The organism is Streptomyces sp. JLBJ103 (genome assembly GCF_058215575.1).
This window is the reverse complement of record NZ_CM177089.1, coordinates 8054218-8078501: the sequence shown is the minus strand read 5'-3', so window position 1 is coordinate 8078501 and position 24284 is coordinate 8054218. Positions and strand designations below refer to the sequence as shown.

Below are 24284 nucleotides of genomic sequence, written 5' to 3'. Positions count from 1 at the left end.
GTCCTCACTCGCGGTCAAGAGGGCAGTTCCCTGTCGATAAACTCGAACAACTCGTCGTCCGACGCGGACTCGAGGGCACCGTCGTCCACGGTGTGCCCGGCGGTTTCGGCGGAGCCGTCGGTCAGCCGCCACAGCAATGTCTCCAGCCGTTTGGCCAGCCTGGCGCGCGCCTCCTCGTCGGGGGCGTAATCCGCCAACACCGCCTCCAGCTGCTCCAGTTCGCCGAAGCCGGGCGCCGGGGCGGCCTCCTGTTCGGGGCACAGCTTCTCGCGCAGCTCCCCGGCGATGGCCGACGGTGTGGGGTGCCGGAACACGAAGGTGGCGGGCAGGCGCAGTCCGGTGTCCGCGGAGAGCCGGTTGCGCAGTTCGACGGCGGTCAGCGAGTCGAATCCCATGTCCTTGAACGGGGTGTCGCCGGACACCGCTTGCATATCGCTGTGGCCCAGGACGGCGGCCGCCTGGGTGCGGACGAGGGTGAGCAGGACGTGGTGCTGCTCGTCCGGCGGAAGGGTGGCGAGGCGGCTGACCAGACCGGCGGCTGGCCGGCCTGTGGCGGCGGTACGCCGGGTGGCCGTGCCGCCGGCGGTCAGGGTGCGGAGCAGAGCGGGCAGGGCGCCCGCGGGCCGGGAGGCCAGGGCGCGTACATCCAGTTGGACCGCGGCGGGCTGGGGATCGCCGTGCCAGCAGGCGGCGTCCAGCAGCTCCAGCGCCTGTTCGCCGGGCATCGCCGCGATCCCGGAGCGGGCCATCCGGGCGAGGTCGGCCTCGGCGAGGTGGCCGGTCATACCGCTGGTGTCGGCCCACAGTCCCCATGCCACGGACACTCCGGACAGGCCACTGGCCTGGCGGTGAGCGGCGAGGGCGTCACAGAAGGCGTTGGCCGCCGCGTAGTTGGCCTGCCCGGGGCTGCCCATCACCCCGGCCGCCGACGAGAACATCACGAACATGCCGAGCCGCAGATGTGCGGTGGCGGCGTGGAGGTGGGCGGCGGCGGTGGCCTTGGTGGCCCACACCCGCGCGAGCCGTCCCGGGGTCTGTGAGGTGACCACGGCATCGTCCAGAACACCCGCCGCGTGGATCACTCCGGTCAGCGGATGTGCCGGGTCGATGTCCGCGACGAGGCGGTTGACGGCGGTGGCGTCGGTGACGTCGGCGGCGACGATCCGTACGTCGGCGCCGAGCTCCTCGAGCCGGGCCGCCTGTTCCTTCGCGCCGGGCGCGTCGGGGCCACGGCGGCTCACCAGGAGCAGATGGCTCATGTTCCAGCCCCGGACGAGGTGTTCGGCGACGAGACCGCCCAGGGTGCCGGTGCCACCGGTGATGAGTACGGTGCCGTCGGGGTCCACCGGGGCGGGCACCTCCAGCACCAGCTTGCCGGTGTGCTTGGCCTGACTCAGACAGCGCAGGGCGTCCCGCGCCCGGCTCAGCGGCCAGGACCGCACCGGAAGCGGGTCCAGCACCCCGCGGTCGAACAGCTGGGTCAACGTGTGCCACATCCGGTGGATGAGGTCCGGGCCCGCACCGGTGATCAGGTCGTAGACCTGATACGTCACACCCGGGTGGCGGGCGGCGATGTGCTCCGGATCGCGGATGTCGGTCTTGCCCATCTCCAGCAGCCGGCCGCGGTCGGCGAGCAGTCGCAGCGAGGCGTCGATGAACTCTCCGGTGAGGCTGTTGAGCACCACATCCACACCACGTCCGCCAGTGGCTTCGCGCAGGACGTCCTCGAAGTCCAGGTCGCGGGAGGAGGCCCGGTGTGCGGCGTCGATGCCCATGGACTCCAGCACCGGATGCTTGCCGGGGGCGGCGGTGGCGTAGATCTCCGCGCCCAGATGACGGGCGATCCACACGGCCGCCGTTCCCACACCACCGGTGGCAGCGTGGATGAGCACCGATTCACCCGTCCTGAGGCCGCCCAGCTCGACCAGCCCGTACCAGGCGGTCAGATACGCCACCGGGGCGGCGGCCGCCTGCTGGAAACTCCAGCCGTCCGGGATCGGCGCCACCAGCCGCGCGTCCGTGACCGCCAGGGGGCCGAACGACTGGTCGAGGACGCCCATGACCCGGTCGCCCACCGCGACATCGGTGACATCCGGGCCGACGGCCACCACCACACCGGCGCCCTCCCCGCCGAGGCCGGTCTGTCCCGGCACCATGCCCAGACTCACCAGCACATCACGGAAGTTGACACCGGCAGCGTGAACGGCGATACGCACCTGCCCCGCTTCCAGGGGCTCCAGCACCTCGGGGCACGCCACCGGGGCCACGTTCTCCAGCGTCGCGGTACCCGCGGTGTCCAGCCGCCAGGCCGCCGGCTGCCGTACCGGGCCGACCAGCCCGGCGCCACCGGCACCGGCACGGACGAGACGTGGCACCAGGACCCGCCCCGCGCGCACCGCCAGTTGGGGTTCGTCCGCCGCCACAGCCCGTGTCACGGCGGCACGTACGCTGTCGTGGCTCATACGGCTGCCGTCGACGCCGGGGCCGTGGTGGTGGCCGTGGTCGATGTCGGCCAGGACGAACCGCCCGGGGTTCTCCGACTGTGCGCTGCGGACCAGGCCCCATACGGCCGCGGCCGCCACGTTCGTACGGGCCCCGGTGGACGGGTTGCCCTCGGCGCCGTGCACCGCGACCGCGCCGCGCGTCAGCACCACCAGCCGGGCGTCGGTCAGCCGCGGCTCGGCCAGCCAGCACTGCACCAGCTCCAACGTACGCTCCGCGAGCGCCAGACCCTCGGCCGCCGCCCTCTCGGCGTCGGCTCCGGTGTCCCCCAACGGGTCGGTTCCCGGGGCCGGGTCGCTGGATAAAACGTCGGCGAGAACCACCGATGGGACGGGCTCGCCCTCGTCGAGCGCCGTGGTCAGCGCTGCCAGGTCCGGATGGCCCGCACCGCCCAGAACGGCCCAGTCGGCGCCCTCGGCCACCGCGGGGTCCGCAGCCCCTGGTTCGAGCGGCATAGGAGTCCAGCCGACGGTGAACAGGCCGTCCGTGCGGTGTGCCTTCGCCGTACGCAGCTGGTCCACACTCGCGGGCCGCATGGCCACCGACTCGACCGTCAGCACCGGCGCACCGACGGCATCGGCCATGGTCATCCGCAGTCCACGCTCGCCCTCCGCGGTCTGCGGATGGGGTGTGAGCCGGACCCGCACAGTCGTCGCCTCGGCCGCCCACAGCGCCACACCGTTCCACGCGAACGGCAACCACACCCGGCTGTCTGCGGGCTCGGTGTCCGTGGTGTCGAGTTGGCCGATGAGCAGGGCGGGGTGCAGTGCGGCGTCCAGCAGCGCCGGGTGGATACCGAATCCCGCCTGATCGCCCGCGGTTTCGGGGAGTGCCACCTCGGCGAGCACATCCTCACCGTCCCGCCAAGCGGCGCGCAGCCCCTGGAAGGACGGCCCGTACGCGTACCCCGAGGCCGCCACCCGCTCGTAGAAGCCCGCCACGTCCAGCCGGCGCGCGTCTGCCGGTGGCCACACCGCGTCCAGGCCCGATGCCTCGTGCGCACCGTCGGCGGGCGGGCTCAGCACACCCTCCGCATGGCAGACCCATCCGGCGTTCACGGTGGTGTCCTCGGGGCGCGAGTAGATCTGTACATCACGGCGACCGTCGTCCCCGCTCGTGCCAACGACCACCTGCACCCGCAGCGCGCCGCCCGACTCCGGTAGCCGCAATGGGAGTTGGAGCGTCAGCTCCTCCACACCGCCGCAGCCGACCTCGTCGGCAGCGCGCAGCATCCACTCGGCCAGGGCCGCCCCCGGCACCAGCACCGTGCCCGCCACCACATGGTCGCCGAGCCAGGCGTGCGCACGTGCGGAGATCCGGCCGGTCAGCACATGACCGCTGCCGTCGGCGAGTTCCACGGCGGCGCCCAGCAGCGGGTGTCCGGCAGAGGTCAGCCCCAGATCGGAGGGGTCGCCTGCCGTGCCTCCGCGGCTGTCGAGCCAGTACCGCTCGCGCTGGAAGGCGTAGGTGGGCAGTTCCACCACGCGCGGCGGCGGAGAGGTGGGGTAGAGGGAGGTCCAGTCGACGTCGATCCCCGCGATGAACGCCTGGCCGAGCGACCGCACCAGCTGCTCCCGACCACCGTGGTCGCGGCGCAGCGTCGGTACCGTCACCGCCTCAACGCCCGTCTGTTCAAAGGTTTCCTGCATCCCGAGCGTCAGGACCGGATGCGTGCTCGCCTCGATGAACACCCGGTGACCACTGGTCAGCAGCGCCTCGATCGTGTCAGCGAACCGTACCCGCTCCCGCAGATTGGTCACCCAGTACGCGGTGCCCAGGGTGGCGGTGTCAACCGGCCCGCCGGTCACCGTCGAGTAGAACGCGGTTCCCGAACCGGATGTGCCGACGGGGCCTACGCCGTCGCCGACGGGGCTGACGCCGTCCAGGACGCGCATCAGCTCGTCGCGCAGGGTATCGACCTGGGGGCCGTGCGAGGCGTAGTCCACCTCGATCAGCCGAGCCCGGTCACCGTTCCCCTGGCATATGGCCACGGTACGGGCGACCTGCTCAAGTGGGCCCGAAATGACCGTGGACACCGGTCCGTTGACAGCCGCCACCCCGACATCGGCCGCCTGGTCGCCCAGTCCGGCGAGCAGCTCGGCGGCCTGGTCGTGGCCCACGCCGAGGGACGCCATGGCGCCGCCACCGGCCAGCCGCCGTAGCACCCGACTGCGCAGGGCCACAACCTTCGCACCATCCTCCAACGACAGCGCACCCGCCACCACCGCCGCCGCGATCTCGCCTTGACTATGGCCCACCACCGCAGCGGGCCGCACACCGTGTCCGGCCCAGACCGCCGCCAACGACACCATCACCGCCCACAACACCGGCTGCACCACATCAACACGACCCAGATCAGCGGCACCCTCGGAACCCCGCAGCACCTCCGTCAACGACCAGTCCACATACGGAGCAAGCGCACACTCACACTCGGCCACCCGCGCAGCAAACACCGGCGACGCATCCAGCAGACCCGCACCCATACCCACCCACTGCGAACCCTGCCCCGGGAACACCAACACCGGACGTGTATCGCTCGTGTTCAGGGCGGCGCCGGACAACACAGGGCCCGCATCCGGCTCACCGGTCGCCAGTGCTCGCATCGCGGCGATCAGATCATCACGGCCCTCGCCCATGACCACCGCGCGGTGCTCGAACAGCGAACGCGTTGTGATCAGCGACCAGCCGATCTCGGCGGGTGTCGTCTCGGCGTCTTTCGCCAGCTGTGCCGCGAGCGCTGTGGCCTGGCCGCGCAGGGCCTCGGCGCTGCGTGCGGACAGTACCCAGGGAACAACCCCGGCCGGGCCGGCAGTAGGCTCCACCGTCGATGCCGTTTCCTCCGGGACGTGTTCAAGGATCAGATGGGCATTGGTGCCCGAGGCTCCGAAGGAGGACACACCGGCCCGACGCGGACGACCCGCCCGCGGCCACTCCACAGACTCCCTCAGCAGCCGAACCGCACCACTGCCCCAGTCCACATGCGGCGTCGGCTCATCAATATGCAGCGACGCGGGCAGCACACCACGCCGCATCGCCTCCACCATCTTGATCACACCCGCCACACCCGCAGCCGCCTGCGTATGACCAATATTCGACTTGACCGACCCCAGCAACAACGGACACTCCCCCGACCGCTCCTGCCCATACGTGGCCAACAGCGCCTGCGCCTCAATCGGATCACCCAACCTCGTCCCCGTACCATGCGCCTCCACCGCATCCACCTCCGACGCAGACAACCGGGCACTCGCCAACGCCTGACGAATCACCCGCTGCTGCGACGGACCATTCGGCGCCGTCAGACCATTCGACGCACCATCCTGATTCACCGCCGAACCACGAATCACCGCCAACACCCGACGACCATGACGCCGAGCATCCGACAACCGCTCCAGCAACAAAAGCCCCACACCCTCGCCCCAGCCCGTACCATCCGCCGCCGCCGCGAAGGGCTTGCAGCGGCCATCAGGGGCCAGACCACGCTGACGCGAAAAACCGGTGAACACATCAGGCGTGGCCATCACCGTCACCCCACCAGCCAGAGCAAGCGTGCACTCACCACGACGCAACGACTGCGCCGCCAAATGCATCGCCACCAAAGACGACGAACACGCCGTGTCCACCGTCACCGCCGGTCCCTCAAGACCCAGCGAATACGCCACCCGACCCGACACCACGCTCCCCGAACCAGCGAGCATCGCATAGCCCTCGAGCTTCGCATCTGTTCCGCTGCTCAGTCCGGCCGCGTAGTCGTGGTACATGACGCCGGCGTAGACGCCGGTGGGGCTGCCCTTCAGGGACAGCGGGTCGATACCGGCTCGCTCCAGAACCTCCCACGACGCCTCCAGCAACAGCCGCTGCTGCGGATCCGTCGCCAACGCCTCCCGCGGATTGATCCCGAAGAACCCCGCGTCGAACTCATCCGCGGCATGGACGAAGGCACCCTGGTCGGAGTAGCTCGTGCCGGGGTGATCCGGGTCGGGATGGAAGAGACGGTCCAGGTCCCAGCCCCGGTCGGACGGAAAGTCCCCGATGACGTCCCGACCGGAAGCGACCAGGTCCCAGAGTTCTTCCGGGGAGTTGGCGTCACCGGGGAATCGGCAGGTCATGCCGATGATGGCTACCGGCTCGTCGGAGTCGGACACGGCCAGTACAGGAGTGTTCGTCCCGCTGCTCTCTCCCGTCAGCCGGGTGCAGAGATACTCGGCCAGCACACGCGGAGTCGGATAGTCGAACACCATCGTCGCCGGAAGACGCAGACCCGTCGCCACCGACAACCGATTACGCAACTCCACCGCCGTCAAAGAATCAAAACCCAACTCCTTGAACGCCACCTCAGCCCGCACCTCACCCCCACCACCAAACCCCAACACCACCGCCACAGCACCACACACCACCTCCAACACCACACTCAACCGACCCGCCACATCCAACCCAACCAAACGCCCCACCAACCCCGGCACCTCACCACTAGCAGCAGCCAACCGCCGCCGACCACCACCCACCAACCCACGCAACACACCCGGCACATCCCCACCCACCAACCCCGCCACATCCAGGTCAACAGCCACCACCAGGGGGTGCGGCAGACGGCAAGCGGCATCCAGCAGCGCAAGTCCGCGTTCGGAGGAGAGCGGCCGCATACCACGCAGCCGGGTCAGCTCCCTTCGGCCCATGTGCCCGGTCATGGCGCTGGCCTGGTCCCACAGCCCCCAGGCCACCGACAGCCCCGGGAGCCCACGGGACCGACGGTGGGCGACCAGGACGTCGATGAACGCGTTCGCGGCCGCGTACCCGGCCTGACCCGCGTTCCCCACCACTCCGGCGGCCGACGAGAACATCACGAACATGCCCAGCCGCAGATCCGCCGTCGCGGCATGCAGATGAGCCGCGACGGTCGCCTTCGCCGCCCAGACCCGCGCCACCTGCTCCGGCGTCTGCGAGGTGATCACCGCATCGTCCAGGACCCCCGCCGCATGGACAACACCGGTCAGTGGATGCTTCGGATCGGCCCCGGCCACCAGCTCCGCCACCGCGACCGCATCCGTCGCATCCACCGCGGTGATACGCACGCGCGCGCCCAGCTCTTCCAGCCGGGCGGCCAACTCCCCCGCACCCGGCGCCTCCGGACCACGACGGCTCACCAACACCAGATGCCGAACCTGCCACGAACGCACCAGATGCTCGGCCACCAGACCACCCAGTAGCCCCGTGCCACCGGTGATCAGCACGGTGCCGTCCGGGTCCAGCGCACCGGGAGTGTTCTCCAGCTCCGCTACGTCCGGCTCTTCACCTTCGGTGCCACGAGCGCGCTTCAGCCGGGGCACCAGCAGTTGCCCGCCGCGCAAGGCGATTTGCGACTCGTCCATCCGCAGAGCGCGGGCCACGGTGTCGACCACGCCGCCGTCAGCGATGTCAGGCGGGTCAACGGCAACGTCACAGTCGTGGTCGAGGTCACGGTCGAGGTCGAGAAGCAGGAAACGGTCCGGGTTCTCGGCCTGGGCACTTCGCAGCAGCCCCCAGACCCCCGCCGCGGCCACATCCAGCTCATCGGCACCGGACGATGACACGCTCTCACCGCCGCGGGCATCGACCGCGCCCCGGGTCACCACCACCAGCCGGGCGTCGGCCAACCGCGGCTCGGACAGCCAGCCCTGCACCAGCTCCAACACCCGCTCGACGGCGGTCAATCCATCAGCCGCCCAGGCGGCGGCATCCATGCCACTCGGGTCGACGGCGGACGACAGGTAGGTCATGACCACGGATGGCGGAGCAACACCATCCTCAATAGCGGCGATCAACGCGTCCAGATCCGGGTGGCTTACGACACCTGAACCCCCCGAGCCGGTGGCCCGCCCCAACACCACCCAGGTTCCCTCATCAGTGCTTCCCTGGGCCGCCGCCTCGGCCGGGAAGGGAATCCACTCCAGGGTGAGCAACCCATCCTTGTCCCGTCCGCTCACGGCCCGCAGTTGTCCGGCGTCGGCCGGGCGCATGGTCAAGGAATCGACGGTCAGTACGGGCTCGCCAGCGGCATCGGCGACCACGACGCGCAGCCCGCGCTCACCATCGGCGCCGTTCCCGCGAGGAGAGATCCGGACCCTGATCGTGGTCGCTTCGGCCGCCCACAAGGACACACCGTTCCACGCGAACGGCAGCCACAGCCGCTCGTCGTCGTCCGGAGCACCGGCGGTGGCCGATCGATCCGCCAGGAACACGGGATGCAGGGCGGCGTCCAGCAGCGCCGGATGGATGCCGAATCCGGCGTGGTCTCCGGCGGCCTCGGGCAAGGCGATTTCGGCGAGCACATCCGCACCGTCACGCCACACCGCTCGCAGCCCCTGGAACGATGGCCCGTAGGCATATCCAGAGGCCACGGCACGTTCATAGATGCCGTCGACGCTCACGGACTCCGCACCGGCGGGCGGCCACACCTCGCCCAGGGCCTCCGGCCGCATCCCCGGGGACGGCGGACTCAGCACACCTTCGGCATGGCACACCCACCCCGCGTCGGCACCAGGCTCGGCATCCCGGTCGGGGCGGGAGTACATCCCCACCTCACGTCGCCCGTCCTCGGCGGCCTCGCCCACGACCACCTGGACGCGGAGCCCGCCCGTCTCGGCGAGGACAAGGGGGATCTGGAGCGTCAGTTCCTCCAGTCCACCGCACCCCGCCTCATCGGCCGCGCGCAGAGCCCACTCCACCAGTGCCGCGCCCGGCACCAGTACGGTGCCCGCCACCGCGTGCTCGTTCAGCCATTGATGGCCGCCGCCAGCCGAGAGTCGTCCGGTGAGCACCAATCCACCGTCGACGAGCCCTACCGCAGCGGGCAACAGCGCATGCTCCACCCGCTGCAATCCGGCAGCTCCCACATCGCCCATTCCGTCCACGGAGGTGGCCCAGAAACGCCGACGCTGGAAGGCGTAGGTGGGCAGATCGACGGTCCGGGGCCGGGGCTCGGCAGGGAACAGTGCCGTCCAGTCCACCTCCACCCCAGCGGTGAACGCCTGGGCCAGCGACTGCACCAACTGCCGCTGACCACCCTGACCACGCCGCAACGTCGGCACCGTCACCGCCGCAACATCCACCACCTCAAACGTCTCCTGCATCCCCACCGTCAACACCGGATGCGTACTCGCCTCGACAAACACCCGATAACCATCAACCAACAACGCCTCGACCGCGTCACTGAACCGCACCCGCTCCCGCAGATTCCGCACCCAATACCCCGCGTCCAACGAGAACGTATCGACCCGGCCACCGGTCACCGCCGAGTAAAACGCCACCCCCGACTCAGAGATCGGCTCAATGCCGTCCAGCACACACATCAGCTCATCGTGGATCTCATCCACCTGCGGACCGTGCGAGGCATAGTCCACTTCGATCAACCGCGCCCGCTCACCACTCTCCTCACACGCCGCCACCACAGCCGCCACCTGCCCCGGCGGACCCGACACCACCGTCGAGACAGGCCCATTGACCGCCGCCACACCCACACCGGCAGCCTGCTCCCCGAGTTCCCCCAGCAACTGAGCAACCCGGACCTCCCCCACACCAAGCGACGCCATCGCCCCGCCACCAGCCAACTTCCGCAACGCCTGGCTCCGCAACGCCACAACCCGCGCGCCATCCTCCAACGACAACGCACCCGCCACCACCGCCGCCGCAATCTCACCCTGCGAATGACCCACCACCGCAGCAGGCCGCACCCCAAACCCCTCCCACACCGCCGCCAACGACACCATCACCGCCCACAACACCGGCTGCACCACATCCACACGACCCAAATCAGCAGCCCCTTCGCCGCCCCGCAACACCTCCGTCAACGACCAATCCACAAACGGCCCAAGCGCACGCTCACACTCCGCCACCCGCCCCGCAAACACCGACGACACACCCAACAACCCCGCACCCATACCCACCCACTGCGAACCCTGCCCCGGAAACACCAACACCGGACCCACACCACCCACCACCACACCACCAACACCAGAACACACCACCCCCGCATCCGACCCACCCACCGCAAGAGCCCCCACACCCGCCACCAACCCAGCCCGATCCTCCCCCAACACCACCGCACGATGCTCAAACACCGAACGCCCCACCACCAACGACCAACCCACATCCACCGGCATCAACCCAGCATCACCCGACACCCAACCCGCCAACGCCCCCGCCTGCCCCCGCAACGCCTCCACACTCCGCCCCGACACCACCCACGGAACCACCCCACCAACACACACCCCACCCCCCGGCACAGGCCCCTCCACCCCACCCCTACCAGGAGCCTCCTCCACAATCACATGCGCATTGGTACCGGAAATACCGAAGGAGGACACTCCCGCCCGACGCGGCCGATCGCCAGTGGACCAAGCGACCGCTTCGGACAGCGGTCGTACTCCACCACCGTCCCACTCCACATGCGGGGTGACCTCATCGATGTGCAAGGTCGCGGGCAGCAACCCATGGCGCAGCGCCATCACCATCTTGATGACACCCGCCACACCCGCCGCACCCTGCGTATGACCGATGTTCGACTTCAACGACCCCAGCCACAACGGCCGGTCTTCCGGCCGGTCCCGGCCGTAGGTGGCGATCAGCGCGTCCGCCTCGATCGGATCGCCCAGCCTGGTGCCCGTGCCATGTGCTTCGACCGCGTCCACTTCGGTGGGGGCGAGCCGGGCACTGGCCAGGGCCTGCCGGATGACACGCTGCTGCGAGGGCCCGTTCGGCGCGGTGAATCCGTTGCTCGCACCGTCCTGGTTGATGGCCGAGCCACGGATGACGGCAAGCACCTGGTGACCGTTGCGCCGCGCGTCGGACAACCGCTCCAGCAGCACCAGGCCGACGCCTTCGCCCCAACCCGTACCGTCCGCGGTGGCCGCGAACGCCTTGCAGCGTCCGTCCGGGGAGAGTCCGCGCTGCCGGGAGAAGCCGGTGAACACTTCGGGGGTGGTCATGACCGTCACCCCGCCGGCGAGTGCGAGGGTGCATTCGCCCTGCCGTAGCGCCTGGCAGGCCAGGTGCAGCGCAACCAGCGAAGACGAGCAAGCCGTCTCGACGGTGACGGCGGGTCCCTCCAGACCCAAGGTGTAGGACACCCGGCCGGACAGGAGGCTCGGGGCGTTGCCCGCGTATCCCTCGCCGCCCTCGTGCGAGTCACCCGTGGAGGCCCCGCCTGTGGTCGCCGTTCCGGCGTAGACACCGGTCGGGGAGCCCTTGAGGGACAGCGGGTCGATACCCGCGCGCTCACATGCCTCCCAGGCGGTTTCCAGCAGCAGTCGCTGCTGTGGGCTGGTCGCCAGGGCCTCGCGCGGGCTGATACCGAAGAACTGAGGGTCGAACTGGTCGGCCCCATCGAGGAATCCGCCGCGGCGGACATAGGTGGTGCCGGGGTGGTCCGGGTCCGGGTGGTAGAGGCCGTCGAGGTCCCAGCCGCGGTTGGTCGGGAAGTCGGTGATCGCGTCCACACGGTCGGCGACCAAGCGCCACAGTGCTTCCGGGGTGTCCACTCCCCCCGGGAATCGGCAGGCCATGCTCACGATGGCCACCGGCTCCTGGGATCGCTCCTCCGCCTCACGCAGACGCAGTCGCGTATCGTGCAGATCCGCGGACACACGCTTGAGATACTCGACCAGCTTCTCTTCGTTCACGCTCACCATGAGGGTTCACCCGGCCTTCAGCGATCGTCGCGCCCGGCACATTCAGGACACACCAAGTTCGTTGTCGATAAAGTCGAGAACCTGGGCCGCGGACGCGGACTCCAGCCTCTCCGCCGCGGTTTTCTCCTCCGCGGTTCCTGCCGGATTACGTGTCGCCTTCCACTTCGCCAGCAGGCTCTCCAGGCGCGCCGTGACCGTCACCGAGGCGTCGTCCGCCACGTCAAGGCCTACCAGCGTGGCTTCCAGCCTGGCCAGCTCGTTGAGGACGGGATCAACACGGTCCGGACCCGCCGAGCCACCGTCCGCGGGGGCGATGCGCTCCAGCAGGTAGTCGGCTACGACGCGCGCCTCCGGATAGTCGAAGACGAGGGCGGCGGGCAGTCGCAGGCCGGTGGCGGCGGAGAGGCGGTTGCGCAGTTCGACGGCGGTCAGGGAGTCGAAGCCGAGCTCCTTGAAGTTGGCGTCCGCCTGCACCGCTTCGGCGTCGGCATGTCCGAGCACCGCCGCCACATGACCACGGACCAGTTGGAGCACGGCCCGATGGCGTTCGTCCGCGGACAGCCCCGCGAGCCGTCCGGACCAGTCCGCCGGGCGCACATCGGCGGCGGTCGCCGTACGCCGCCCGGCCGGGCCACTGACACTCATGGCGGCGAGGGCGCGGAGTGGGGCGGGCAGGCTCTCGGCGGGCTGGGCGGCCAGGGCCCGTACGTTCATATCCGCCGCGATCAGCTGGTGGCCGCCGTGTTCCACAGCGGCGTCGAGCAGCCCCAGCGCACGTTCGCTGGACATCGGGGTGGCGCCCGAGCGGGACATCCGGGCCAGGTCGGCTTCGGTGAGATTGCCGGTCATGTCACTGGACTCGGCCCAGAGGCCCCATGCCACGGACACCGCGGGCAGTCCTTCGGCCTGGCGGTGGGCGGCCAGGGCGTCGCAGAAGGCGTTGGCCGCCGCGTAGTTGGCCTGCCCGGGACTGCCCATCACCCCGGCCGCCGACGAGAACATCACGAACATGCCCAACCGCAGATGCGCCGTCGCGGCGTGCAGATGGGCGGCCGCCGTGGCCTTGGCCGCCCACACCCGCGCCAGCCGCTCCGGGGTCTGTGAGGTGACCACCGCGTCGTCCAGAACACCCGCCGCGTGAATCACTCCCGTCAGTGGATGTGCCGGGTCGATGTCCGCCACCAGCTCCGCCACCGCCGTGGCGTCGGTGACGTCGGCGGCGACGATCCGTACCCCGGCACCCAACACTTCGAGACGTGCGGCCAGTTCGGACGCGCCGGGGGCATCCGGGCCACGTCGGCTCACGAGCGTCAGATGGCGGGTCTGCCGCGTCCGGACGAGATGTTCGGCGACCAGCCCGCCCAGGGTGCCGGTGCCACCGGTGATGAGGACGGTGCCATCGGGGTCCACCGGCGCTGGGACGTCCAGCACCAGTTTGCCGGTGTGCTGGGCCTGGCTCAGACACCGCAACGCCTCCCGGGCACGGCTCAACGGCCAGGACCGCACCGGAAGCGGCTCCAGCACCCCGGCCTCGAACAACCGGCCCAACTCACCCAGCATCCGGCCGATGAGATCCGGTCCGGCGTCCGCGATCAGGTCGTAGACCCGATAGCTCACATCCGGGTGGGTGGTTGCGATGTGTTCCGGGTCGCGGATGTCGGTCTTGCCCATCTCCAGGAAACGTCCGCCGTCGGCCAGCAAACGCAGTGAGGCGTCGATGAACTCCCCGGCCAGGCTGTTGAGCACCACATCCACACCACGACCACCGGTCGCCTCCCGCACGCTGTCCTCGAAGTCCAGATCACGCGAAGAGGCACGGTGAGCGGCGTCGATACCCATCGCCTCCAGCACCGGATGCTTCCCGGGACTCGCGGTGGCATAGATCTCCACACCCAGATGACGAGCGATCCGCACCGCCGCCATCCCCACACCACCAGCCGCGGCATGGATCAGCACCGACTCACCCGCACCGATACCACCCAGCTCCACCAGCCCGTACCAGGCCGTCAGAAACACCACCGGCACCGCGGCCGCCTGCTGGAAACTCCAGCCGGTCGCGATGGGCGCCACCATACGGACGTCGGTCACCGCCCACGGGCCGAAGGCGCGGTCGAAGACGCCCATGACCCGGTCGCCCACCGCGACATCGGTGACGTCCGGGCCGATGGCCACCACCACACCGGCGCCTTCGCCACCGAGTCCGGTCTGACCAGGGACCATGCCCAGACTGATCAGTGCGTCGCGGAAGTTGACACCAGCGGCGTGCACGGCCACCCGCACCTGCCCGGGACCGGGGGGCTCCAGCACCTCGGGGCACGGCACCGGCTTGACGTTGTCCACGGTCGCCGTGCCCATCAGCTCCAGCCGCCACGCCGGGTGTCCGACCGGGCCGGTCACCCCACCGCTGCTCGGGCCACCGGCGCGCATCAGCCGCGGCACCCACACGTCTCCGGCCCGCACCGAGATCTGGGGCTCGTCCATCTCCACGGCGCACATGACGCCGTTCAGCACGTTCCGTGCCGGTGTCTCGTGCGACTCGTGGTCCGGGTCCAGAACTACCAGAGGGTCCGGGTCCAGATCGACCAGGAGGAAACGCCCCGGGTTCTCCGCCTGTGCGCTGCGCACCAGCCCGCAGACCGCGGCTCCGGGGACATCCACCATTCGTCCGTTCCCGGGGGTGTCCGCCTCGGTGACGAGGGTCGCGCCACGTGTCACGATCACCAAGCGGGAATCCGTCAGCCGCGGTTCGGCCAGCCAGCCCCGCACCAGCTCCAAGGCCCGCTCCGTCACGGCGAGACCATCGGCCGGAGTGCCGCCGGCGTCCGACAGTTGCGCGAGGGCCACTGATGGGGCGGGGGCGCCACCGTCGAGCGCGGCCGTCAACGCCTCGAGATGGGGATGGCGTACGGCCCCGGGGAGCAGCGGTGCGCAGTCGTCGGCGCACAGCTCCGCCCAGTCACCACCGTCGCCGGTCTCCGGTCCCGCCGCGTGAGCGTCGTTGTCCGCCTCCGGCATGGGCAGTGGGGTCCAGTTCACGGTGAACAGTCCGTCCAGGTCGGGGGCGCCTGGCGACCGCAACTGCTCAACATCGGCAGGGCGCATCAGCAGTGCGTCCACCGTCAGCACGGGGCCGCCGACGGCATCGGCCACGACCACCCTCAGGCCGCGTTCGCCGTCGGTACCGTCCTCACGGGGAGAGAGCCGGACGCGTGCGGTCGTCGCGCCAGTTGCCCACAACGACACACCGTTCCAGGCGAACGGCAGCCACACCTGGGCGTCGTCCCGCTCCTCGTCCGGCCGGTCCAGAAGCAGCGCCGGATGGAGCGCGGCATCCAGCAGTGCGGGGTGGATACCGAATCCGTCCGCGTCACCCGCGTGCTCGGGCAGTGCCACCTCGGCGAGCATGTCCTGACCCTCCCGCCACACCGCGCGCAGCCCCTGAAACGACGGCCCGTACGCATATCCCGAGGCCGCCACCCGCTCGTAGAAACCGTCCAGCCGTACGGGCTCGGCGCCCGCGGGAGGCCACACCGCGCCGAGCTCTTCCACGGGGCCGTCGTGGGACCGCGGGCTCCCGGGGGACGGCGGGCTCAGCACACCGTCTGCGTGACACACCCATCCGGCATCCGTACCGGGTTGGGTGTCGCGGTCGGGACGGGAGTACACCCGCACATCGCGCCGCCCGTCCTCGGTGACGGCGCCCACCACCACCTGCATCCGTAGCCCGCCCGACGCGGGCAGGATCAGTGGCACCTGAAGCGCCAGCTCCTCCACACCACCGCATCCCGCCTCATCCGCGGCGCGCAGGGCCCACTCGACGAGCGCAGCGCCGGGCACCAGGACGGCGCCCGCCATCACATGTTCGGCCAGCCACCGGCCTCTGCCCCCGGTCGAGATGCGGCCGGTGAGCACGAGCCCTCCGTCGGCGAGCCCCACCACGGCGGGCAACAGCGCATGCTCCACGCGCTGCAATCCGGCGGCGGCCACATCACCGACCCCGCCACCGGCGGCGAGCCAGTAGCGCTCCCGCTGGAAGGCATAGGTGGGCAGATGCACCGTCCGTGGCGCCGGATCGGCCGGGAACCAGCGGGTCCAGTCGACGTCGTGGCCGTGGGCATGCAACTGGGCGAGGGTGTGCAAGAGGGCATGGTCATCGGGGCGCTTACGGGTGAGGGTGGCCGCTACGAGCGGTCCGGGGCCCTCGTCGGCCGCCGCATCCCCGGCACAGGACGTCGTGGCTCCACCCTCTGACGTGTGTTGAAGGATGTGCTGGGTGGCGAAGGCCAGAACCGGGTCGGGTCCGAGTTCGAGGAAGACACCCGTCTCGGGGGCGATGTGAGTGACGGCGGGGTGGAACAGCACCGGCTGCCGGATATGACGAGCCCAGTAGCCGGGTGTGGCGATCAGCTCGTCGGCGGGCTCGCCGGTGAGATTGCTCAGCACCGGAATGGTGGGCGGATGGTAGGTCAACCCCTCGATGGCTTGGGTGAACGGCTCCAGGATGGAATCCATCAGCGGGGAGTGGAAGGCATGGCTCACCGTGAGGGTCTTCGTCTTGCGTCCCTTCGCCGCCCAGTTGGCGCTGATGCGGTCGACGAGTTCGACAGGTCCGGAGATGACGGTGCTGCCAGGAGTGTTCAGCGCGGCGACGCCGACCTGGCCGTTGTGCGCCGCGAGATCATCGGCGAGTTCATCGGCGGTGGCCGCGATCGAGGCCATGCCACCGCCCGCCGGGAGCTGTCCCATCAAGGTGGCGCGGGCGGCGACCAGTCGGCACGCGTCCGCCAGGTCGAACACTCCGGCCGTATGAGCGGCGGCGATTTCCCCAATCGAGTGGCCCAGCACCACATCCGGGGTCTGCCCCAAGGAGGCCAGCAGCCGGGCCAGTGCGATATGCAGGGCGAACAGACCTGCCTGCGCATAGGTGGTGTGGTCCAACAGCTCGGGCCGATCGGCCACGCCCGTGAAAACCGCCTCGCGCAGCGGGTGTTCGAGATGCGGGTCGAGCAGCCCGCAGACCTCGTCGAACGCCATGGCGAACACCGGGAACCGGTCGTACAGTTCGGCTCCCATACCCAGGCGCTGGCTCCCCTGGCCGCTGAACATCCATACGGTCTTCCCGGCGGTACTGATCCCGGCCCCGGGACGTACGACCGACGGATGTGCTTCATCGGCGGCCAGGGCTTCCAGGGCTGCCGACAGTTCATCGCGTTCCTCGCCGAACACCGTCGCTCGGTGCTCGAAAATCGATCGGGTGGTGACGAGCGACCAACCGACGTCCGCCGCCGACGCCTCGGGGTCCGTTTCCAGCTGTGCCGCCAGTGCGGTGGCCTGGCCGCGCAGGGCCTCGGCGCTGCGTGCGGACAGTACCCAGGGAACAACCCCGGCCGGGCCGGCAGTAGGCTCCACCGTCGATGCCGTTTCCTCCGGGACGTGTTCAAGGATCAGATGGGCATTGGTGCCCGAGGCTCCGAAGGAGGACACACCGGCCCGACGCGGACGACCCGCCCGCGGCCACTCCACAGACTCCCTCAGCAGCCGAACCGCACCACTGCCCCAGTCCACATGCGGCGTCGGCTCATCAATATGCAGCGACGCGGGCAGCACACCACGCCGCATCGCCTCCACCATCTTGATCACACCCGCCACACCCGCAGCCGCCTGCGTATGACCAATATTCGACTTGACCGACCCCAGCAACAACGGACACTCCCCCGACCGCTCCTGCCCATACGTGGCCAACAGCGCCTGCGCCTCAATCGGATCACCCAACCTCGTCCCCGTACCATGCGCCTCCACCGCATCCACCTCCGACGCAGACAACCGGGCACTCGCCAACGCCTGACGAATCACCCGCTGCTGCGACGGACCATTCGGCGCCGTCAGACCATTCGACGCACCATCCTGATTCACCGCCGAACCACGAATCACCGCCAACACCCGGTGATCATTGCGCCGAGCATCCGACAACCGCTCCAGCAACAAAAGCCCCACACCCTCGCCCCAGCCCGTACCATCCGCCGCCGCCGCGAAGGGCTTGCAGCGGCCATCAGGGGCCAGACCACGCTGACGCGAAAAACCGGTGAACACATCAGGCGTGGCCATCACCGTCACCCCACCAGCCAGAGCAAGCGTGCACTCACCACGACGCAACGACTGCGCCGCCAAATGCATCGCCACCAAAGACGACGAACACGCCGTGTCCACCGTCACCGCCGGTCCCTCAAGACCCAGCGAATACGCCACCCGACCCGACACCACACTGCCTGAGCTGGCGAGCATGGCGTAACCCTCCAGCCGTGGGTCACCACCGCTCAGTCCGGCCGCGTAGTCGTGATACATGACGCCCGCGTAGACGCCGGTGGGACTGCCCTTCAGGGACAGCGGGTCGATACCGGCCCGCTCCAGAACCTCCCAGGACGCTTCCAGCAACAGCCGCTGCTGCGGATCCGTCGCCAATGCCTCCCGCGGATTGATCCCGAAGAACCCCGCGTCGAACTCATCCGCGTCGTAGAGGAAGCCGCCCTTGCGGGTGTAGGACGTGCCGGAGTGGTCCGGGTCGGGATGGAAGAGAGCGTCCAGGTCCCAGCCCCGACCGGTGGGGAATTCCCCGATGCCTTCGCCGCTCGTGGCAAGCAGCTCCCACAGTCCCTCGGGAGAGCGCACCCCGCCTGGGAAACGGCAGGTCATCGCGACGATCGCCACAGGTTCATCCGACTCTGCCGACACCGCCGACACCGCCGATGCACTGGAACCGCCTGTCTCTCCGGTCAGCCGGGTGCACAGATACTCGGCCAGCACACGCGGAGTCGGATAGTCGAACACCATCGTCGCCGGAAGACGCAGACCCGTCGCCACCGACAACCGATTACGCAACTCCACCGCCGTCAAAGAATCAAAACCCAACTCCTTGAACGCCACCTCAGCCCGCACCTCACCCCCACCACCAAACCCCAACACCACCGCCACAGCACCACACACCACCTCCAACACCACACTCAACCGACCCGCCACATCCAACCCCACCAAACGCCCCACCAACCCCGGCACCTCACCACTAGCAGCAGCCAACCGCCGCCGACCACCACCCACCAACCCACGCAACACACCCGGCACATCCCCACCCACCAACCCCGCCACATCCAGGTCAACAGCCACCACCAGGGGGTGCGGCAGACGGCAAGCGGCATCCAGCAGCGCAAGTCCGCGTTCGGAGGAGAGCGGCCGCATACCACGCAGCCGGGTCAGCTCCCTTCGGCCCATGTGCCCGGTCATGGCGCTGGCCTGGGCCCACAGTCCCCAGGCCACCGACAGCCCCGGGAGCCCACGGGACCGACGGTGGGCGACCAGGACGTCGATGAACGCGTTCGCGGCCGCGTACCCGGCCTGACCCGCGTTCCCCACCACTCCCGCCGCGGACGAGAACATCACAAACATGCCCAGCGGCACATCCACCGTAGCGGCATGGAGAAGAGCCGCTGCCGTGGCCTTCGTCGCCCACACCCGCGCCACCTGCTCCGGCGTCTGCGAGGTGATGACCGCGTCGTCGAGCAGCCCCGCCGCATGGATGATCCCCGTCAGTGGATGCTCCGGATCGACCCCGGCCACCAGCTCCGCCACCGCGCCCGCATCCGTGACGTCCACCGCGGTGATGCGCACCCGCGCACCCAGCTCCTCCAGTCGGGCAGTCAACTCCCCCGCACCCGGTGCCTCCGGACCACGACGGCTCACCAACACCAGATGCCGAACCTGCCACGAACGCACCAGATGCTCGGCCACCAGCCCGCCCAGGGTGCCGGTGCCCCCCGTGATGAGCACGGTGCCATCCGGATCGATCCCCGCGGACACGCCCTGTCGCGCATCGTCGTCGACGGTGGCGCGGACCAGGCGAGGTACCAGAGCCTCACCGTCCCTGACCGCGAGTTGTGTCTCATCCCGCTCGACCGCGCGGCCGACGGCGCTCCGCACGCCCTCTTCCGCCAGATCGGTCCCAGGGGCGAGGTCGAGCAGGACGAAGCGTTCCGGGTGCTCCGCCTGTGCGCTGCGAACCAGACCCCACAGCGCGGCGGCCACCACATCAACGCCGGTTGTCGCGGGGGCACCTGCCGCGACAGCACCCCGCGTCAGCAGCACCAGCCGGGCGTCGGCACAACGCGGTTCGGCCAGCCAGCCCTGAATCAGGCCCAACGCCCGTTCCACCAGCGCGAGGCCCTCATCCGCCATCATGTCCTCGTCGCCAGGGTGCTTCAGGTCAGCGAAGACCACTGACGGGACGGCTTGGTCGCCATCGAGTGTCGCGACAAACGTGTCCAGGTCCGGATACGGCCCTTCGGCGTCCAGCACCGCCCAGTTGCTCATCGGCTCCATGGCCCCGGAGGCCCGCGGCAAGGGAGTCCATTCCAGGGCGAAGAGGCCATCGCCGACGCGCCTTCCTGCGGCCTGGAGCTGGTTGACCGAGGCCGGGCGCGTCACCAGCGAGTCGACCGTCAGAACTGGATCGCCCATGACGTCGGCCACGACCATCCGCAGCCCCCGTTCGCCTTTCGCGTTCTGCCGCTGAGGGGTCAGCCGCACCCTGACGGTGGTCGCTCCGGCGGCCCACAGGGACACGCCGTTCCACGCGAACGGCAGCCACACCTGGCCATCGTCCCGCTCCCGCTCGGATTCGGCGATGAGCAGGCCCGGATGCAGTGCGGCGTCCAGGAGCGCGGGGTGGATACCGAATCCGTCCGCGTTGCCCACGTCTTCGGGCAGTGCCACCTCGGCCAGGACGTCCGTACCGTCGCGCCACACCGCGCGCAGCCCCTGGAACGACGGTCCGTACGCGTAGCCCGATGCCGCGGCGCGTTCGTAGAACCCGTCCAGATCTACGGGGGTCGCTCCTGCTGGGGGCCAGACACCTCCTAGCTGCTCCGGCGGGGCGGCCTCTTCAGGGGACGGGCTCAGGACACCGTCCGCATGGCATACCCATGTCCCGGCGCCATCGGGACGGGAGTACACCCGCACTTCGCGCCGCCCGTCGTCGTCCGCCACGCCGACCACCACCTGGATACGCAGCCCGCTCGACTCGGGCAGCACCAGCGGCACCTGGAGCGCCAACTCCTCGATTCCCCCGCAGCCGACCTCGTCGGCCGCTCGGAGTACCCACTCCACCAGGGCCGCTCCCGGGGCCAGTACGGCGCCCGCCACCACATGTTCGGCGAGCCAGCCGTCTCCGTCACCCGGGGCGATACGGCCGGTGAGCAGATGTGTACTGCCGTCGGCCAGTTCTACGGTGGCGCCCAGTAGCGAGTGTTCGGTGGAGTCCAGTCCGAGGTCGCCGGGGTCGCCGAGCCCGCCCGAAGCCGCCATCCAGAAGCGCTGGTGCTGGAAGGCGTAGGTGGGCAGATCGACGGTCCGGGGCCGGGGCTCGGCAGGGAACAGTGCCGTCCAGTCCACCTCCACCCCAGCGGTGAACGCCTGGGCCAGCGACTGCACCAACTGCCGCTGACCACCCTGACCACGCCGCAACGTCGGCACCGTCACCGCCGCAACATCCACCGCCTCAAACGTCTCCTGCATCCCCACCGTCAACACCGGATGCGTACTCGCCTCGACAAACACCCGATAACCATCAACCAACAACGCCTCGACCGCGTCACTGAACCGCACCCGCTCCCGCAGATTCCGCACCCAATACCCCGCGTCCAACGAGAACGTATCGACCCGGCCACCGGTCACCGCCGAGTAAAACGCCACCCCCGACTCAGAGATCGGCTCAATGCCGTCCAGCACACACATCAGCTCATCGTGGATCTCATCCACCTGCGGACCGTGCGAGGCATAGTCCACTTCGATCAACCGCGCCCGCTCACCACTCTCCTCACACGCCGCCACCACAGCCGCCACCTGCCCCGGCGGACCCGACACCACCGTCGAGACAGGCCCATTGACCGCCGCCACACCCACACCGGCAGCCTGCTCCCCGAGTTCCCCCAGCAACTGAGCAACCCGGACCTCCCCCACACCAAGCGACGCCATCACCCCGCCACCAGCCAACTTCCGCAACGCCTGGCTCCGCAACGCCACAACCCGCGCGCCATCCTCCAACGACAACGCACCCGCCACCACCGCCGCCGCAATCTCACCCTGCGAATGACCCACCACCGCAGCAGGCCGCACCCCAAACCCCTCCCACACCGCCGCCAACGACACCATCACCGCCCACAACACCGGCTGCACCACATCCACACGACCCAAATCAGCAGCCCCTTCGCCGCCCCGCAACACCTCCGTCAACGACCAATCCACAAACGGCCCAAGCGCACGCTCACACTCCGCCACCCGCCCCGCAAACACCGACGACACACCCAACAACCCCGCACCCATACCCACCCACTGCGAACCCTGCCCCGGAAACACCAACACCGGACCCACACCACCCACCACCACACCACCAACACCAGAACACACCACCCCCGCATCCGACCCACCCACCGCAAGAGCCCCCACACCCGCCACCAACCCAGCCCGATCCTCCCCCAACACCACCGCACGATGCTCAAACACCGAACGCCCCACCACCAACGACCAACCCACATCCACCGGCATCAACCCAGCATCACCCGACACCCAACCCGCCAACGCCCCCGCCTGCCCCCGCAACGCCTCCACACTCCGCCCCGACACCACCCACGGAACCACCCCACCAACACACACCCCACCCCCCGGCACAGGCCCCTCCACCCCACCCCTACCAGGAGCCTCCTCCACAATCACATGCGCATTGGTACCGGAAATACCGAACGCGGACACTCCCGCCCGACGCGGGCGTTCATCGCGCGGCCACGGCACCTCCTCGGTGAGCAGCCGCACCGCACCGCTCTTCCAGTCCGCGTGCGGTGTCGGCTCATCGACATGGAGGGTGGCGGGCAGCAACCCATGGCGCAGCGCCATCACCATCTTGATGACACCCGCCACACCCGCCGCACCCTGCGTATGACCGATGTTCGACTTCAACGACCCCAGCCACAACGGCCGGTCCTCCGGCCGGTCCCGACCGTAGGTGGCGATCAGCGCGTCCGCCTCGATCGGATCGCCCAACGTGGTGCCCGTGCCGTGAGCCTCCACGGCGTCCACCTCGGCGGAGGACAACTGGGCGTTGACGAGGGCCTGCCGGATGACACGCTGCTGCGAGGGCCCGTTCGGCGCGGTCAGTCCGTTGCTCGCACCGTCCTGGTTGATGGCCGAGCCACGGATGACGGCAAGCACCTGGTGACCGTTGCGCCGCGCGTCGGACAACCGCTCCAGCAGCACCAGGCCGACACCTTCCGAGAAGCCCGTGCCGTCCGCGCTTGCCGCGAAGGGTTTGCAGCGGCCGTCGGGTGCCAGCCCGCGCTGGCGGGAGAACTCCACAAAGGTGTTGGGGGTGGTCATGACGGTCACGCCGCCGGCCATGGCCAGGGTGCATTCGCCCTGGCGCAGCGCCTGACAGGCCAGGTGCATGGCCACGAGGGACGACGAGCACGCGGTGTCCACGGTGACGGCGGGTCCTTCGAGGCCGAGGGTGAAGGCGACGCGGCCGGAGAGGACGCTGAGGGTGTTGCCGGTGAGGAGATAGCCTTCGGCGCTCTGCTCGATGTGCGGGGTGCCGAAGCCGAGGATGCCGGCGCCCGCGTAGACGCCGGTGGGGGTGGCTTTCAGCGTGCGGGGGTCGATACCGGCGCGTTCGAGCAGTTCCCAGGAGACTTCGAGGAGTTGGCGCTGCTGCGGTTCGGCCGCGAGGGCTTCCCGTGGGCTGATGCCGAAGAAGGTGGCGTCGAAGCCGTCGGCGTGGTCGAGGAATCCACCGCGGCGGACATAGCTGGTGCCGGGGTGGTCGGGGTCGGGATGGTGGATGCCGTCCAGGTCCCAGCCCCGGTCGGCGGGGAAGTCGCCGATGGCGTCGCCGCGCGACGCGACCAGCCGCCACAGGTCCTCGGGCGAGGCGATCCCGCCCGGGAAGCGGCAGGCCATGCTCACGATGGCCACCGGCTCCTGGGCCCGCTCCTCCACCTCGCGCAGCCGCTGCCGTGTCTGCCCCAGGTCGGCGGTCACACGCTTGAGGTACTGGCGGAGCTTCTCTTCCGTACCCGACATCAG

Annotated in this window: 2 protein-coding genes; both read right to left on the bottom strand. The window is 69.7% G+C overall.

From position 1 onward, the window contains the following. Nucleotides 1–14: 14 nt before the first annotated feature. Nucleotides 15–12164: an SDR family NAD(P)-dependent oxidoreductase gene (locus AC4BEG_RS34420; RefSeq protein ID WP_490703588.1), complete on the bottom strand. Its 12150-nt coding sequence runs from the start codon at nucleotides 12162–12164 to the stop codon at nucleotides 15–17. 42 nt (nucleotides 12165–12206) lie between these two features. Then, nucleotides 12207–24281: an SDR family NAD(P)-dependent oxidoreductase gene (locus tag AC4BEG_RS34415; protein WP_490703587.1), complete on the bottom strand. Its 12075-nt coding sequence runs from the start codon at nucleotides 24279–24281 to the stop codon at nucleotides 12207–12209. Nucleotides 24282–24284 lie beyond the last annotated feature (3 nt).